At 43.0% G+C, this 15,718-nt stretch carries 17 protein-coding genes; 11 read left to right on the top strand and 6 right to left on the bottom strand.

Annotation, left to right across the window (positions count from 1 at the left end; all coding sequences use genetic code 11):
• The first annotated feature begins 8 nt into the window (after positions 1–8).
• The 3 genes from GKS34_RS10365 to GKS34_RS10375 all read left to right on the top strand — a co-directional run bounded on the left by GKS34_RS10365 (position 9) and on the right by GKS34_RS10375 (position 4,134).
• Positions 9–746 carry a DUF4397 domain-containing protein gene (locus GKS34_RS10365; RefSeq protein ID WP_163384746.1) on the top strand — a complete coding sequence of 246 codons (738 nt, stop codon included), beginning with the start codon at positions 9–11 and terminating at the stop codon, positions 744–746.
• A 136-nt stretch (positions 747–882) separates the two neighbouring features.
• Positions 883–2,226, top strand: a complete 1,344-nt coding sequence (purB, locus tag GKS34_RS10370) for an adenylosuccinate lyase (protein WP_163384747.1) — start codon at positions 883–885, stop codon at positions 2,224–2,226.
• 345 nt (positions 2,227–2,571) lie between these two features.
• A complete protein-coding gene (locus GKS34_RS10375; protein WP_163384748.1) occupies positions 2,572–4,134 on the top strand; it encodes a SulP family inorganic anion transporter in 1,563 nt (520 codons plus the stop codon).
• Positions 4,135–4,193: 59 nt separating this feature from the next.
• On the opposite strand, the gene GKS34_RS10380 is transcribed toward GKS34_RS10375, so the two are convergent.
• The 5 genes from GKS34_RS10380 to GKS34_RS10400 all read right to left on the bottom strand — a co-directional run bounded on the left by GKS34_RS10380 (position 4,194) and on the right by GKS34_RS10400 (position 8,524).
• Positions 4,194–6,251, bottom strand: a complete 2,058-nt coding sequence (locus GKS34_RS10380) for an alginate lyase family protein (RefSeq protein WP_163384749.1) — start codon at positions 6,249–6,251, stop codon at positions 4,194–4,196.
• Positions 6,252–6,315: 64 nt separating this feature from the next.
• Complete coding sequence (locus tag GKS34_RS10385) at positions 6,316–6,861, bottom strand: HEAT repeat domain-containing protein (RefSeq protein ID WP_163384750.1); 546 nt, start codon at positions 6,859–6,861, stop codon at positions 6,316–6,318.
• Positions 6,862–6,976: 115 nt separating this feature from the next.
• Positions 6,977–7,162 (bottom strand): type II toxin-antitoxin system antitoxin, encoded by a 186-nt coding sequence (locus GKS34_RS10390; RefSeq protein ID WP_163384751.1) that lies wholly within the window; start codon positions 7,160–7,162, stop codon positions 6,977–6,979.
• A 4-nt stretch (positions 7,163–7,166) separates the two neighbouring features.
• On the bottom strand, positions 7,167–7,673 hold the full coding sequence (locus GKS34_RS10395; RefSeq protein WP_163384752.1) for a hypothetical protein: 507 nt from the start codon (positions 7,671–7,673) through the stop codon (positions 7,167–7,169).
• A gap of 2 nt (positions 7,674–7,675) precedes the next feature.
• A complete protein-coding gene (locus tag GKS34_RS10400; protein WP_163384753.1) occupies positions 7,676–8,524 on the bottom strand; it encodes an SPFH domain-containing protein in 849 nt (282 codons plus the stop codon).
• Positions 8,525–9,011: 487 nt separating this feature from the next.
• On the opposite strand from GKS34_RS10400, the gene GKS34_RS10405 reads away from it, so the two are divergent.
• The 8 genes from GKS34_RS10405 (at position 9,012) to GKS34_RS10440 (ending at position 14,552) form a co-directional block, all read left to right on the top strand.
• On the top strand, positions 9,012–10,241 hold the full coding sequence (locus GKS34_RS10405; RefSeq protein ID WP_163384754.1) for an MFS transporter: 1,230 nt from the start codon (positions 9,012–9,014) through the stop codon (positions 10,239–10,241).
• Between the two features lie 238 nt (positions 10,242–10,479).
• A complete protein-coding gene (locus tag GKS34_RS10410) occupies positions 10,480–10,710 on the top strand; it encodes a hypothetical protein (RefSeq protein ID WP_163384755.1) in 231 nt (76 codons plus the stop codon).
• Positions 10,677–10,940, top strand: coding sequence for a hypothetical protein (locus GKS34_RS10415; protein WP_163384756.1), 264 nt, complete (start codon positions 10,677–10,679; stop codon positions 10,938–10,940). Before GKS34_RS10410 ends, GKS34_RS10415 begins: the two co-directional genes overlap by 34 nt.
• Positions 10,919–11,086: a hypothetical protein gene (locus GKS34_RS10420; RefSeq protein WP_163384757.1), complete on the top strand. Its 168-nt coding sequence runs from the start codon at positions 10,919–10,921 to the stop codon at positions 11,084–11,086. The genes GKS34_RS10415 and GKS34_RS10420 overlap by 22 nt, the downstream gene beginning before the upstream one ends.
• A 259-nt stretch (positions 11,087–11,345) precedes the next feature.
• The gene (locus tag GKS34_RS10425; protein ID WP_205602054.1) at positions 11,346–12,011 is read left to right on the top strand and encodes a DUF2589 domain-containing protein; all 666 of its coding nucleotides are present in this window, start codon (positions 11,346–11,348) and stop codon (positions 12,009–12,011) included.
• 77 nt (positions 12,012–12,088) lie between these two features.
• The gene (locus GKS34_RS10430) at positions 12,089–12,307 is read left to right on the top strand and encodes a hypothetical protein (RefSeq protein WP_205602055.1); all 219 of its coding nucleotides are present in this window, start codon (positions 12,089–12,091) and stop codon (positions 12,305–12,307) included.
• A 4-nt stretch (positions 12,308–12,311) separates the two neighbouring features.
• Positions 12,312–13,319 (top strand): GH25 family lysozyme, encoded by a 1,008-nt coding sequence (locus GKS34_RS10435; protein ID WP_163384758.1) that lies wholly within the window; start codon positions 12,312–12,314, stop codon positions 13,317–13,319.
• Positions 13,320–13,442: 123 nt separating this feature from the next.
• On the top strand, positions 13,443–14,552 hold the full coding sequence (locus GKS34_RS10440) for a mechanosensitive ion channel family protein (protein WP_163384759.1): 1,110 nt from the start codon (positions 13,443–13,445) through the stop codon (positions 14,550–14,552).
• On the opposite strand, the gene GKS34_RS10445 is transcribed toward GKS34_RS10440, so the two are convergent.
• On the bottom strand, positions 14,549–15,670 hold the full coding sequence (locus GKS34_RS10445; protein ID WP_240459270.1) for a glycoside hydrolase family 43 protein: 1,122 nt from the start codon (positions 15,668–15,670) through the stop codon (positions 14,549–14,551). The genes GKS34_RS10440 and GKS34_RS10445 overlap by 4 nt on opposite strands.
• Between the last annotated feature and the right edge of the window lie 48 nt (positions 15,671–15,718).

Here is a 15,718-nt window from a genome sequence, read left to right on the forward strand (position 1 = left end):
ACTATTGTATGACAACCCAATTGATGCACTACTTAAAAACAATTAGATTTAGATGGCAGGGATTCGCACTGCTTTCCTTGCTACCGTTTACCTTCTCCTGTATGGATATGGATAGTGAGTCCATAGGAAATACGCCAAGGGCCTATGTTTCCTTTTACAATGGGACAGCAGCCGATCATGAGATAAAGATTGAAGTTGATGAGCGCGTGTATGACCGCAAGCATTTTGATTACGGCCAGTTCATCGAATACTGGTACTTTTATACCGGTGAGCGAAATTTCTCTTTCAAAGACCCTGTTTCTGACCAATCCCTTTTAGATACAGCTGTAACGCTTGAAGTGGAAAAAGCTTACTCTTTCTTTATGGCTGAGCAGGGAGGACAGCTACAGACCCTTTTCACCGAAGACAGTCTGGATCTTCCGGCGACCGGCAATGCGCTAATCCGGCTCGTTCACCTTTCTCCGGATAGTCCTGAAGTAAGCATCTACCAGGGAGATGCTGCTTCCAACCCATTATTCGAGGGAAAGGAATTCATGCAAATTACGGACTTTATAAACGTACCCGAGGGTGAAACAGATCTCATTATTAAGGCTGCCGATGGAAATAGCGAATGGGCCAGATTAAATGATGTGATGCTTAGAGAAGGCAGAATATACACCCTCATTATAAGAGGTCAAAAAGAAGCAGAAAGCACTTCCCAGGATGGCCTTCGTTTACAACTTATTCGAAACTACCCCAACTATTAATAACTATTTTCAAATTCGTTAAAGAAAAGCCCCCTGTTGAAGGGGGCTTTTTTTATGCCAATAATTTGGGGAAGAAGCATCCCTTTTAAATAATATAAATTAATTTCGCACTCTGATAGACCGACAAAGGACACTTATGAAACTTTCCCCACTTACTGCGATTTCTTCCATAGACGGCCGATATGCCTCAAAAACCAGCCCTTTAATGGCTTATTTTTCAGAATTTGCCCTGATTCGGTACCGGGTAAAAGTCGAAATCGAATACTTTATTGCCCTGTGCGAGTTGCCGCTACCCCAATTGAAAAGTGTGGATAAAAATAAATTTGATACCATCCGGGCAATAGAAAGGGATTTTAAAGAAACGGATGCACAAGTGATAAAAGATATAGAAAAAACGACCAATCACGATGTCAAAGCGGTGGAGTATTTCTTGAAAGATCGATTCCAGTCATTGGGGCTTGTGGAGGTTTCGGAATTCATTCATTTTGGCCTTACCTCGCAAGACATCAACAACACTGCCATCCCCATGATGTATAGGGATGGTATCCAAGAGGTATTGCTCCCCGCACTGAATGAGGTCAAAAAAAGGTTAACAAGCCGATCGGTGGAGTGGGAAACGGTGCCCATGCTGGCCAAAACCCATGGCCAACCGGCATCGCCTACCCGGCTTGGTAAGGAGCTTCAGGTATTTGTCAACCGGCTGAATGAGCAGTTGGATTTACTTCAGAAAGTCCCCTTTGCAGGAAAATTTGGTGGAGCCACCGGAAACATGAATGCCCATTTTGTGGCCTATCCGGAAATTGATTGGAAAAAATTTGCTGACAGCTTTGTTTCCGAAAAGTTAGGCTTGAAAAGAAGTTTCCCCACAACTCAAATCGAGCACTACGATCATCTGGCCGCTCATATGGATGGGCTGAAACGAACGAATACCATTTTGCTGGATTTTAGCCGGGATATATGGCAATACATTGCAATGAGTTATTTTAAGCAAAAAATCAAAGCTGGTGAAGTGGGCTCTTCAGCCATGCCTCATAAAGTTAATCCCATTGATTTTGAAAATGCTGAGGGAAATCTGGGAATTGCCAATGCTCTATTGGAACACTTAGCTGCTAAGTTACCCGTTAGTCGCTTGCAAAGGGACCTGACTGATAGTACCGTTTTAAGGGTCCTTGGGGTGCCCCTGGCTCACATGTTGATTTCCTATCTATCTTTAGAAAAAGGAATAGACAAACTGGAATTGAATCAATCTGCCATCAACAAAGACCTGGAAGAAAACTGGGCAGTAGTAGCTGAAGCCATTCAGACCATTTTAAGAAGGGAGGGATACCCCAAGCCATATGAAGCGCTGAAAACGTTAACCCGGACCAACCAGGCCATTACCCAAAACACCATCAGCGAGTTTATTAATGAATTGGACGTATCCCTGGAAATCAAAAATGAACTAAAAAAGATCAGCCCATTTAACTATACCGGAAAGTGATTTTTCCTAAAAAAAGGGATTTCATCCTCAAAAACTTGACTTTTACTTTTTAAACATGGAATTTTATTAAATAATTAGTAAAACCTGCTCCATTTAACAGGGTTTAATTAATGTTTAAGCAGAAATTCAGCTTCCTTTATTAGAGGCTATGCAATCGATTTCTGTCTTAATCGAAATAGTTTTGAACCCTTTTGCATTAAATTTACTTATGTTAATCATAATAAAAATTTTCATTTGCTGTACTAAAAAGGCCGGAATTAGCTTGTCTGATCAACCCTGAATTGAACATTTAAAAGAACCTTTCTTAATAAAGAACCCATTTGAACCTTAAACATACTAACCATTATGTCGAATAAAAAAGGAATTTTTTCAAATCTTAGTTCGGATTTACCAGCTGGCCTTGTGGTATTTTTGGTGGCCTTACCTCTTTGCCTGGGTATTGCCCTTTCTTCAGGTGCCCCCCTGTTTTCAGGAATAATTGCAGGTATTGTGGGAGGAATCGTTGTAGGTGCTCTTTCTGGTTCGCACACTGCCGTATCCGGGCCCGCAGCAGGGCTTACCGTGATCGTCTTAAATGCCATCGAAGACCTGCAGGCCTACGAACTATTTTTGACGGCTTTGGTAATCGCTGGAGCCCTACAATTGGTTCTCGGAATTATAAAGGCAGGAGTGATTGGGTATTACTTCCCCACCTCCGTGATCAAGGGAATGCTGGCAGGCATCGGTATTATTCTCATCATAAAACAATTACCCTTTGTTTTTGGAACGAATTCCAGCGAGTTGGTGGAGGACTTTATTCCGTTGATAAATGATTTCCAAGCCGTTCTTGCCTTACAGTCCTTAATGAATACCCTGGAAATGGGAGCGATTATTATCGCACTTTTTTCGTTAGCTATCTTGATTCTTTGGGAAAAGCCAATTGTCAAAAACCATTCATTTTTAAAATTTATTCCTGGTCCTTTGCTTGCCGTTTTATTAAGTATCGGAATCAATAAGTTTTTCAAATTTATAATTCCTGATTTGTACATAGGGACAGAAAATAAGGTGACCTTACCCGAAATTACTGGCTTTTCCAGTCTGGGTGATCATTTGTTCTTCCCCGATTTTTCGGGGGTATTTAACCCGGACGTTTGGGTAGTGGCCATAACTATTGCCATTATTGCCAGTTTGGAAACCCTCTTGAGCCTGGAGGCAGCCGATAAAATTGATCCTCAAAAAAGGGTTTCTCCCCCAAACCGGGAACTATTAGCTCAAGGAGCTGGTAACTTGGTCAACGGACTGGTCGGTGGAATGCCAATTACTGCGGTCATCGTAAGAAGTTCCGCAAATATCACTTCCGGAGCAAAATCCAAAATGTCTGCCATCTTTCATGGTCTTTTACTACTTCTCAGTGTCTTTTTGATCCCTAACTTATTGAATTTAATACCACTGGCCAGTTTGGCAGCCATTCTATTGGTTATTGGATACAAACTAGCTAAAATATCCCTGTTCAAATCCATGTATAAGTTGGGCTGGGATCAGTTTTTGCCTTTCGTGATCACCATTTTAGGTATTGTTTTCTTTGACTTGCTGAAAGGTATCGGAATGGGAATGATCGTTGGCATCGTCTATATCCTGATGAGGAATTACAAAAATTCCCACTTCTTTAAAGATTCCAGACAGGACGATGAAGACATCGTTCATATCATTCTCGCAGAAGAGGTGAGTTTTCTGAACAAGGGTTCCCTCATCAAGACGCTCAAGCACGTCGGAGACAATAAAAGAGTAATCATAGATGGAACAAATTCAAAAATCATTGACTACGATGTGATTGAGGTAATTAAAGACTTCCAAATCAACGCAAAAGAAAGAAACATTACCGTGGAAATCATTAACATTGACAAGGAAAACATGCCGGTTGCGAACTAACCTTGTGAAAGTAAAAAGATTAAAAAAGCCCCTTCTTATACATTAAGAAGGGGCTTTTTTTATCGGGTTTTGGTAAGCTTTACCTTGCTACTGTCCAGAAAGGGAATAACCAAATGCCAGGTTTCATCACCAACCTGCACCTCCATTTCGATTTGACTATCATTTTCAGATAGAATTTTGGCCTGAAAGGCACCCTCTAAATCGCTTTCCGCTGGAACGATTAGCCAAACCAGGCTTTGATCGGGCTCCAGTGAACCTTCAAAAAGGGTTGCTACATTGGGTTCGTACAAATTGTACTCCGGGCTGTACCAACCTTGGATCTCCGGGACTTCCTGGCCCTTGATAAGGAATGCATCAAAAACAGCAGGACTAATCAAAGAAAGGGACAACACTCCCTCCTTCTGCTTTCCGATTACTTGCTCCTCCTTTACCTCCACCTGCACATCGGGATGCCAATGCCATAAAGCCTGTATTTCTCTGGGTCGGTCTGAGTGAATCCTATCAGCCACAACCCAAAATTTACCCCGCAAATAAAACAAACTGCGAATATGGGTTGCTTCTCCTTCCAACTCTTCAAAACGATCAAATGACTGGGAGGCAAAGTCATAAGCATCGGAAATTTTTACGTATTTTTCATTCAAGGCCGTGGAAGCATGAGTTGGACCTGCCGCCTGCCCTTTCCCGTCGATCAATAAGACATTATGTCCCCTGCTACTTCGGGCATAAGGTCGAAATTTTTCCGCAACAGCTCCAGTGTAGGCAAACCTGCCTGCATCTACCAGGAAATCCTTTCCAAATGCAGCTACCGATAGATGCAATTTATCGTTATGCTGGTGACCACTTCCCCAGGGTCCAATGTCGAAGAAGGACCAATGAGCCAGGGAATCAAATCCACTTCGGCTGATCAGCTGTCCAGCCCAGGGGAAGAAATACGAAGGTCCATCCGATGGCCTGCTGCCTTCGCTTCCGTTACTGGCAATGTATGCCCAGTCGGGCCTATTAAATTTTTCTGCGCCTTCAAGAATTAAACTTCGGTCACTGCCCCGATCCCCATCGTTATTTAGGATCCGGTGGCCATCCGGCCTTACCGCTCGGGCAATGTATCTGTACATACTTTCAATCGTCTGTGTAAAAAATAATGGAAGCGTTCTATCTGCCTCATCACAAATGGTTTGAAACAACTCAAAATTATGTAAGGAAACGTTGTGATAGTGAGAAGCAAGTTCCGTCTGCACGCCGTCCGGATAAACCTGGTCCCGCATACTTTCGGTCATGGCTGCGATGGCATAATCCAGCCAGGCATCCGATTCCCTGAACTCAGGAAAATAAGCAGCAATAGTGGCCAGTGCGGATATTTCCATGGTCAACCAATTATTTCCGCCATGAAAATTACGACTGTAGTGCGCATGATCCGGTAAACTACTAAGTATCAACAAACGGGTAGCCGGAGAAAGGTACTCATTCTGCAACATGGCATAAAACACCTTCGTCCATGCTTTAGCCCTGGCAGCCACTTCCAGTCCACGCCAAATGGACTCTGAACCTTTTTCTCCGGGGTAAGGCATGCTTTTCAAAATAAAATCACGTAAAAATAAGTCCAGGTATTCGACATATTTTGGGTTGCCTGTTTCAAAATAAGCGTTCATAACTACCATCAACTGACTATGCCTGTTTGATAACCAAGCCCACTCCCGATCATTGTTGGGGCCTTTGTAATACCAGTCCCGGTGACCGTCCGGAAGAATGGGTACCTTGCCTTTCACATTTTGAATGGTAAAAACATTTTCCAAAATGGTGTCCGCTTCAGCAATGCTCCTGTCTGTCGGCAAGGGCACTGGTTTTCGAAAAGATTCGGCATTGTCTGACGCTTCATAATAATCGAGCAGGCGGTCTGCTGCCACTATCCAGTTTCCCTGATCACGGGCTTCTTTAACCTCAGCAAGCTCCGGAAGATTCAGATCAAGGTGCGCAAAAAGCCCTTTTACGGTTTCCGGATGCGCTTGATATAGGTCTTCAACAGAAACCAACTCTTTCCAGTTTTTCTGGGCAGCACTGTTCCCCACTTGAAAAACGAAAACAATCAGACTCAAACAAATTCTAAAAGCAAAGCGGCTCATGACACAGGTTAGTTATTTTGGGTTACTTTTTCAATTTAGGCTAATAAACAACAAGGAAAGTAATTTATTCCTTTTCAAGTAATTCGTGTAATTCTTTTAAAATGGTCTCAGCTTCTTCCTTTTTCAGCAGGTAGCCATCGTCCTCCCTGAGGGGGTTATTCAGGAAATGTTGCCAATGCTTTTCTGCTTTCTTTAAGGTACGGGGACTGATATTAAATTCTTCGTAATCCAGGTGAACTTTTGCCAGCGCAGAAGCTTTAAAATTACCAAAAAGGAAAATTCGAAATAAGTCAACAAATTTTTCACTCAAGTCAAACTCCTCTAGCAGGGAAACAAGGGCTCCATTATGGCTGGAATTCGTAGGTTTAAGAATCACATCCAATAGCGCATCCAATGACTTATCTTTATCGTACTCTATCATGCCCAGGGTTTTGGCAGCTAAAAAAGCCTCCTCCATATTTCCCTGACTCAATACTTCGACCAAGCGACGATGCACTTCAGGCCCACCTATGCGAGACAGGTGTTCAGCATAACGCAGGGGCTCCTCTTCTTCCTCATCCAAAAGTTTAGCCATCAAAGCGTTTATTTTTCCTTCTTCGTTAGTATTCATCGTTTCTTTAATAGGGTTCCCGGTCTTATTCCGGCAATGATTCCTTCCAAATTTACCTAAAAATAATAGTAGCAAGCAACTTTTTGAAAACGGGTAACCCTAAATGTATCGGAAATCAATCGTTACCTTCTTTGTCCTCCGGTGATTTTCTTCCGGGTAACCTGCCGGCCTTTTTCAAGGCATCGTGTATTAACCACTCCAATTGGCCGTTGGTACTTCTAAATTCATCGGATGCCCACTTTTCGACGGCTTTCATCAACCGTTCATCTATCCTTAGGGCAAAGGGTTTCTTTTGCGCCATAATCTTACTTTCCTACTTTCCATTCTTCCCATGCAGCCATTAAGTCTTCCGGTCTGCGTGTACTTAGTACAAACTTGCTGTCCTTAAGTAATATCCGCACCGCATGCCCAGAACTAAATACATACCGCCATTCACCATTCAGGCCCATCCGTATGCCTATGCTCCATCCCAGGTGTAAACCGAGTCCCCCAATCCATCCGGGCGGTCGGGTGGAAAGCAATTGGATGTCTTCCACCTCCTCCCATTTGTATTTCCTCCATGAATTTATAAACGGAGGACTTCTAAAACTTAACCCGAAGGCGTCCATCCGTGTCTCCAGCCGCATACTTGAAAACAACAGCAATAAGGGCACCGTCACCAGAAGTACAATTCCGAAACTTATCCAGCCTTGCTCTGCCTGCCCTGTAGCGTATCCTCCCGTCAGCCCCAAAACACCTACGACAAGCTGAATCAGCAAAACTAAAGGGATCAGCCAGGTCCTTTTCAAGGATTGCGTTTCTTTGTATACCATCGTTACTGGTTTAGTGTCCCCACATTTACCACAGGGCTGGCATTCTTATCCGAGCAAAGCACCACCATCAGGTTACTTACCATGGCAGCCTTTTTCTCATCTTCGAAATCTATTATCCCTTTCAGTTTCAGGTCTTCCAGGGCCATCTCCACCATCCCTACGGCGCCGTCCACAATCATCCTTCTCGCTGCGACGATCGCGGTGGCCTGTTCCCGCTGAAGCATGGCGGAGGCAATCTCCGAAGAATAGGCCAAATGAGATATCCGGGCCTCAATAACTTTTATACCCGCATGTTGCAGGCGATCACTGATTTCGTCTTCCAGGGATTTATTTACATCTTCCACACCAGAGCGGAGGGTTACCTCTGCATGCTCATCTTCAAAATTATCGTAAGGATACGTTCCTGCCATCTTACGCACTGCTGCATCGGCCTGCAAGTGAACGAAATTTTCATAATCATCCACGTCAAAGGAAGCCTTGAAGGTATCTTCCACCTGCCATACCACAATGGTACCTACCATTACCGGATTTCCAATCTTATCATTTACTTTCAGGGGTTTGTTCTCAAAATTCCTGACCCGCAACGATATTTTCTTTTTGGTCATGAAAGGATTCACCCAAAAGAAACCATCCGCTTTAACCGTGCCCTTATAGGACCCGAAAAGCAACAATACCATGGCTTTGTTTGGTTCTACAATAAAAAATCCGGGAAGGATCAGAAAGAAGGCCAATGCGGCCGGTAAGGCCAGAAGAAAAGCCTTTGCAGAAAAGCCAAAAATGGCTAGTACTAAAATACCAAAGGCGACCAGGAGCAACAGGTAGCCGGAGAAAGGTTTGATCGATTTTTCCATATTATTATAATATTAAATTGATATCATTTCAATATACGGATAGGTTTTGTATTTTGTTTAATCAGCGCTTATTTTTTTCAAAAATAACAGTGGACAACTTGAAAAATCACTCTTCCTCCGCAGGCGTACTATTCCACAGGCCGGGAGATTGGAACAAGAAAAAAGTACAACGGTTAATGGTCTGCGGACAAGCACTTGTTTTAGCTGCCAATTCGTTTAAGTCTGTTATGTACCTTGCGATTGCAGAAATAGTAGTACTAAAGAGTTCCATTTTGAAGAATAAAATACCGTAAAGGAATCTGAGCAAGAGAACGATACCGAATAACCAATACGCTTCATTACCCAAATAATAATACCTACCCTTATCAAATATTTGGCGATAATTCTAAAAAAAAGGCAAAAGGTAAAATCAATTTTTTTTATATTGTCCGAATAATTTGAACAATCATCCGAAAACAACATTTAAAAACTTCTAAACCCAAACTCAATGAACGAGAACATTAACAAAAGCGCACTCTTTAACGGGAGCTGTTTTGCGCTGATCACCACCGCCTTTACCTTTAGTATCCGGGCTGGGATCTTACCGCAGCTTGGAGACGAATTTGGCCTGAGTGCCGCCCAACTTGGGTTTATCAACTCCATGTGGTTTTTGGGGTTCCCCATTTCCATGATTATTGGAGGAATTGTGTATCATTCTTTCGGTGCAAAAAACATTATGCGGGTTGCCTTTGTAGCCCATACGCTAGGTATCCTGCTTACCATTTATGCAGGAGGCTACACCACCCTGCTGATTTCCACACTTTTTATTGGTTTTGGTAACGGTTGTACCGAAGCTGCCTGTAATCCCATGATTGCAGACATGTATTCCGGCGTCAAAATGAACAAGATGCTCAACCGTTTCCACATGTGGTTTCCCGGAGGAATCATGCTGGGTGCTATCATTTCGAATGTGATGACCACAATGAATTTAGGATGGGAAGCACAAATGTGGATCACCATGGTTCCAACCGTGATCTATGCGGTGTTATTTTATGGAAAAGCGTTTCCAAAGGCAAAAGTGGAAGGTGCCACCTCTCTTGGCAATAACTTCAAAGCCCTATTCAGTCCTGTCTTTCTTTTCCTTTTTGTTTGCATGTCCCTTACTGCCATATCCGAATTTGGTCCACAACAATGGGTGAATATTGTACTGGCAAACTCCGGTGCGAATGCCATGATTATTCTGGCACTTACTACAGGAGTAATGGCAGTGGCCCGGTTCTTTGCCGGCCCTGTTGTTGAAAAACTAGGTCAAACCGGTGTATTATTGGCCGGATCTATCCTAGCAACCATAGGAATCTACCTTTTCAGTATGGTTACAGGTGGTGCTGCTTATTTTGTTGCCATTATATTTGCCCTCGGGGTCGCTTATTTCTGGCCTGTGATGGTTGGGGCTGTAGCCCAAAGAGTCCCTCTAAGCGGTGCTTTAGGAATGTCCATTATTGGTGGAATCGGTATGTTTTCAACAGCTATTTGGCAACCTATTATTGGAGGTTGGATCGATAGTTCCAGAGAAGAAATGCGTGCTGAGGGATTTTCGGGTGATGAACTGGAACTTATGGCAGGTCAAGCTACTCTTGAGAACATGGCCATGTTCCCCGCTATCCTGATTGTCTTGTTTATTATCTTTTTCTTCTGGCAGAGGAACATCAAAAAGACAGAGATGGTAAGTCCCGTATAATAAAAATTTTCTGTTTGAGCTATCAATCAGATATTATAAAAAAAGAGCTGGCTCCCATAGGTGCCAGCTCTTTTTTTATTTTCCATTATATTGAATCGCCTGAGATTAAATTTTTTGTAGTTTAAACACCGAAATATGCTCTTTGATGCGGGTCATGTATTTTAAATCAAGTTTATAGCATCCATAACATTTTTCAGTTAAATTTATTAGCAGATTATTCGGTTGTAAGTCAGCCGTTTTGAATAATTTAACGAGCATAACTGTATTTAAAACAATTTATTTTTTATTGGTGTTTTTTCATGGTGCAGGCAGTCTTGCGGGTTTCTCTCCTACCGCTCAGGATTTAAACCCGGAGAGTTTGCGCACCCTGCTGGACCGGACCAATGAATTGGCCTACAGCCAACCAGAACGCTCTTTTCAGCATGCAAAAGAGGCATGCGAAAAAGCCATAAAAAACAGGAAAAACTGAAGCAAAAACTGCCTGTCTATGCTGAAAACCTGGCCAATTCCGATTATAAAAACAAGGAGATTATGGCACAATTGGAACGGTCTTCTCTGGCAAGGGCAAGACAGGAAGCACTGGAAGCCCTTTCCCGGTTTCGGATTTCCATAAAGGAAGACTTACGGACCTTTCGTATGTTGATTGAAACGGTTTTCCCTGGTTATTGGGAGGATCAATGGAAGAACTTTCAGATCTGACCGAAAACGAGCAAATGATCGCATCCTTATTTAAGTTGGGCTACACTTCCCGGATAATGGCAACCATTATGGGTATTTTCTATGACGGCACGAAAAAGGCACGGTACAGATTGAATAAAAAGTCGCTACAGAATGGGGGGCTCTAAAACGGATCGGATTGCTGATACCTTAAAATAAATTTAAAAAAGTCATTTTTTAACAAGTCAAAAGGTCTTTACTAGAAATTGTCTCCTTTTTGTCCACTTTTTTATAGGAAATAAAGAATAATTGGCATATTTCCAAGTGATTATCCATTCATTAATTTTAAATCAGTTAAACTGAATTCAAAATGGCGGAAGGATTAGTAAACATGTCGGATCTATTTATAAGGCCTGCCCATGCAGGATTTAATCGGGGGCCCGTTAAATGCTGCATGGGCAGGCCGATGTAGAATTAGTCCAGGCGACAGCAGATTTCATCAATACCGTTGGTTTTACCCAAGCTCCGGTGGATAAAAAGCGGGGTGAATTCGCCACGGGAGCCGCCAGAATGCTGGATTTTGAATTTGAGCGTCCCGGTATTTACGTTCCGGAGGTTACCGATAAGAATCCAACTTCGGTACCTCAGCGGACCATTGAAGAGGTGAAAATCCGGGTGCCCATGCTGGCGGTGGTTCCCATACCGAACTTACAAGTAAATACCGTAGACATTACCTTTGACATGGAGGTTAAAAGTTCCACCACTGAAACCAGTCCGACGGATATGAATGCCTCCGCCGATGTTCCTGCTAAAATTGGATCGGGTCCGGAAAGTGCAACGGTGAAAATTCATGGTTCGGTAGCTACCCACAAAGAAAGCACCCGAACCTCCGCCAATTCTGCCAAATACCATGTAGAAGTGACTGCGTCCAATCACCGCACTCCAGAGGGGCTTGCAAGAATGCAGGATATCATGGCCACGGCTGCCACACCTGACGAAGTGAATGTGGCTCCACTTGCGGCAAGCAAGGACCGGGACGCTAAAACCGGTAAAATAATAGACGCCAGTAAAAAGCAGGTAAACCCAGATGGCTCTCATGCCAGCCTAATCTGATAGGCAAGTAGCCCAAACAACATGATCAACAGCAGTACCAAAACCCTGGAATTATCAGATGTTACTTATGTCAAACGGTGAGCATAGGTAACATCAACTCCAATGACCCACTAAACGAAGAACGACAAATGGCCTTACTGAACAAATGCCTTAATGAAAACCCGAAAGGAAAGATTATTGGTAAAGACATTTCAGTAGGTGTCTTTCAGGTTGGAGATCATCAAATCACCCTTCAGCGTACCACTTACCATGTAGGATTTTTGAGAAAACCTGTTTGGCTGGAAAATATTTCATAACCCCATGGCAAAAACAATCAAACTGGATAACCTCCTTCAAGCGATCCATCAGGCGGTACTGGAAGCGCAAACGCTTATCGAGCAGCAGCATTTGGAGCAGTTGGATCGTCATTTTGAGTGGCCGGATGATGAAGATCGAAAAAATGAGGACATGGCTTCCCATATACTCCGTACCGGAGGTGCAGCCAAAACCTGGGTGGTAGAAGTACCCAATCTCCATCCGGAGGCAGAAAAAGGCAGCACAACGACCATTCAAGTACCATTGATGAGTCTTATTCCACCAACAACCATAAAAATAAAGAACATGGTAGTGGAATTTAAAGTGGCTCTGGGCCAATTAGTGGAGGAAAAGAAAAAAAGCCGGAGAGTAAGAACAAACCCTTGGAATAGATATGGGCAGAATGTGATCGATTGGAAAACGGTAAAAAGAGATTCCCTACCTCATCTCATCTCCTTTGTATTGATCAAGGCTACTCAAGGGTCTAAGGCTACCGACCCTTTTTTTACAACAAACTGGGCTTTCGCGGAAACAGAGGGAATTCTGAAAGGAGCTTATCATTTCTACCAATACAAGGACCCGCAATTGGAGCAGGCAGCGCATTATATCAGCCAGGTCAACTTATTTTCCAAAGACATTTTGCCAATCGTAGACGTGGAACTGGACTGCGCGGGCTGTAGCCGGCCGGAAATTTCAGACAAACTTCTCGTTCAGAATCTAAAAACCTACCTGCAGGCCATAGAAAACCATTATAAGGTAAAACCCATGATTTATATCTATGAGGCTTTTTATCAAACGTATTTAAAGGGGCATTTTGATGACTATCCCTATTGGCTGGCTCGTTTTTCTTCGAGGCCTCCAACCGAGTTTAAGATGGTTCCTGACAGTATAACGCAACCTGAAATCACCATGTGGCAAATCACTGACTTTGGAAAAATTAAGGGTATTTCCGGTAAAACTGATATGAGTTTCCTTCCTGCCTCATTTAAAGAAAAAATTCTAATCCGGGAGTAGTTCTGGATATCACCAATTAGTGGCATTGCCGAATGCCTAATTCCCCATTTTAGATGAACCTTTTTCGCTTCGAATCTGGTTTTACTTTCTTAGCCATCAATTACCAACCAAATTTAAGAGAAAATGATACAGGAATACTTAAGTCAGGAATTTTGGAACAATACCATACAGGATTACCTTCTTGCTTTGGGGTTTATTCTGTTGGGCATTGCGATTGTCAAAATTTTCAAAAAGTCCCTACTTCAGCGAATAAAAACGCTGACTGAAAAAACAGATAATAGCCTGGATGATTTTGTATTCGAGATTATTGAGCGCTACCTACTGCCTGCAATATACATTTCCATTGTATTTTGGGGGATAAGGACCTTGTCACTTTCCCCATTTCTGGAAAATAGCATCTCAATAGCTCATAGTATAATTCTTACCTACTACGGTGTCAAAATAATCGCCAATCTAATCATCATGCTAATTCGCTCTTACGTTAAAAGGCAGGAAGGTGGAGAGGAAAAAGTAAAGCAAATTGGCGGCATCATCCTGCTTGTCAACGTATTGATTTGGGCGGTAGGTATCTTGTTTTTCTTTGATAATATTGGCTGGGACGTTACAGCAATCATCACCGGTCTCGGAATCGGTGGTATCGCAGTCGCATTGGCAGCCCAGAACATTCTGGGAGACCTTTTTAATTATTTTGTCATCTTTTTTGACAGGCCCATTGAAATTGGGGATTTTGTGGTCGTAGACGATAAAAATGGAATTGTAGAAAAAATCGGCATTAAAACTACCCGAATCAAAACCCTTTCGGGGGAAGAATTGGTGGTGGCAAACAGTGATCTTACCAGCTCACGAATCCACAATTATAAGAAAATGCAACGGAGACGGATTTTATTTGCCGTGGGTGTAACCTATGAAACACCTTTGCATAAGCTTAAAATAATACCAGAAATGCTGAAAGAAATTGTGGAGAATCAATCTCCTGTAACTTTTGATAGAGCTCATTTCAAGGCATTCGGAGATTCCAGTCTGGATTTTGAAGTGGTTTATTACATCGAGGTCGCCGATTTCAATAAGTACATGGATATCCAGCAGCAAATCAATTTTGGAATCTTTGAAAGGTTTACAGAAGCTGGTATTTCAATCGCCTTCCCTACTCGGACACTGTACCTTAGAAATGAAAATGAACAACGCTTTCAGGTAGACTATTTTAATACGCAAAAGGAATTGACAGATAATTAATCTGGTTCTCCGGATGGGATAGGAATTGGCTTGCCGGGGGGAACAGGTGATCCAAAATCAGGATTGCCTGTTTCCTTCCAGCTAAACGGTTGCATGCGTATATCCCTGTCCCAACCTGGAGTTTCAGATTTTTTGGAATGGTATAATAGCCAATCTTCTGTTCCATCCGGTGATTTTGCAAAACTACAATGCCCAACTCCCAACACCTCATCCGTTCCCTGAAAAACAGGACCTGATTTTTCCCAATTTTCGGGGTTTAGCGGATCCGCCGCAGGTTCCTTCAGCTTTAACTGTCCCAGGCGATACTCCTTGAGCCAGGACTCTCTGGTCGAATAGATGATAAAGGTTTCTCCCCGGCGTTGCAATGCCTGAGGACCCTCGTTCAAGTCCAGTGGCCCTCCCCTTTCCCAGGGTTCTTCAGGAGAGGATAGCTTTACCCGATTACTACAAATCGTTACTGGGTCACACATTTTAGCTATGTATAAGTGTTGTGCCGTTTTGTCAGTATCCCTATTTTCCTCCCATCCCGACCAGATAGCATACAATTGGCCCCGTATCACTACCGGACTAAGGTCTATGGCCCATGTGGCTGATCCAGGGTCCGACAAGTTTTCTCCTGTATAGAGCATGCCCATGTCTTCATAGGGACCGAAAGGATCCTCACCAGCTGATTTCAAGACACCGGATCGCTGATGAATAAACGGGCTGCCCGCTTTCTTTCCAGCAGCATAGTAAATGTACCAGCGGCCGTTGAAATAATGTATTTCCGGAGCCCAGATCGTAGCCTTATTCCAGCCAGTTTCAGGAGCCGTCCATACCAGCACCGGTGTGCCATGATCGGTAAGCCTTGCCGATACCGACACCGCAATTCCATTACCCCTACTCATAGAATAAAAATAATTTTTCCCTTTCTGATAAACCCAGGGATCTGCCCCATCTCGGATGGGATTGGTAAAAGTAGTTTCCTGGGCGATCGCAACATGAAAAAACGTTAGCCAGCAGCAAGCAAGAAAAAGCTTCTTTGAAAAAAGACAAATGAATGCCTTACTTGGACTTGGCATCCATTTTTTCTGGATCGTTTCGGTGAAATAGGTCCGTTCTAAACTTCTTAACGCCATTTTTTTAGTAATCAAAATGTCTGGTATCAAAATTGCAAATAAGAAAAA

This window comes from Cyclobacterium jeungdonense, from assembly GCF_010994275.1.
GTDB classification, from domain to species: domain Bacteria; phylum Bacteroidota; class Bacteroidia; order Cytophagales; family Cyclobacteriaceae; genus Cyclobacterium; species Cyclobacterium jeungdonense.

Excerpts from the sequence above, each read along its gene's own strand:
- GKS34_RS10365 (WP_163384746.1), top strand. The coding sequence starts at position 9 with ATGACAACCCAATTGATGCACTACTTAAAAACAATTAGATTTAGATGG.
- purB (WP_163384747.1), top strand. The coding sequence starts at position 883 with ATGAAACTTTCCCCACTTACTGCGATTTCTTCCATAGACGGCCGATAT.
- GKS34_RS10375 (WP_163384748.1), top strand. The coding sequence starts at position 2,572 with ATGTCGAATAAAAAAGGAATTTTTTCAAATCTTAGTTCGGATTTACCA.
- GKS34_RS10380 (WP_163384749.1), bottom strand. The coding sequence starts at position 6,251 with ATGAGCCGCTTTGCTTTTAGAATTTGTTTGAGTCTGATTGTTTTCGTT.
- GKS34_RS10385 (WP_163384750.1), bottom strand. The coding sequence starts at position 6,861 with ATGAATACTAACGAAGAAGGAAAAATAAACGCTTTGATGGCTAAACTT.
- GKS34_RS10390 (WP_163384751.1), bottom strand. The coding sequence starts at position 7,162 with ATGGCGCAAAAGAAACCCTTTGCCCTAAGGATAGATGAACGGTTGATG.
- GKS34_RS10395 (WP_163384752.1), bottom strand. The coding sequence starts at position 7,673 with ATGGTATACAAAGAAACGCAATCCTTGAAAAGGACCTGGCTGATCCCT.
- GKS34_RS10400 (WP_163384753.1), bottom strand. The coding sequence starts at position 8,524 with ATGGAAAAATCGATCAAACCTTTCTCCGGCTACCTGTTGCTCCTGGTC.
- GKS34_RS10405 (WP_163384754.1), top strand. The coding sequence starts at position 9,012 with ATGAACGAGAACATTAACAAAAGCGCACTCTTTAACGGGAGCTGTTTT.
- GKS34_RS10415 (WP_163384756.1), top strand. The coding sequence starts at position 10,677 with ATGCGAAAAAGCCATAAAAAACAGGAAAAACTGAAGCAAAAACTGCCT.
- GKS34_RS10420 (WP_163384757.1), top strand. The coding sequence starts at position 10,919 with ATGGAAGAACTTTCAGATCTGACCGAAAACGAGCAAATGATCGCATCC.
- GKS34_RS10425 (WP_205602054.1), top strand. The coding sequence starts at position 11,346 with ATGCTGCATGGGCAGGCCGATGTAGAATTAGTCCAGGCGACAGCAGAT.
- GKS34_RS10435 (WP_163384758.1), top strand. The coding sequence starts at position 12,312 with ATGGCAAAAACAATCAAACTGGATAACCTCCTTCAAGCGATCCATCAG.
- GKS34_RS10440 (WP_163384759.1), top strand. The coding sequence starts at position 13,443 with ATGATACAGGAATACTTAAGTCAGGAATTTTGGAACAATACCATACAG.
- GKS34_RS10445 (WP_240459270.1), bottom strand. The coding sequence starts at position 15,670 with ATGGCGTTAAGAAGTTTAGAACGGACCTATTTCACCGAAACGATCCAG.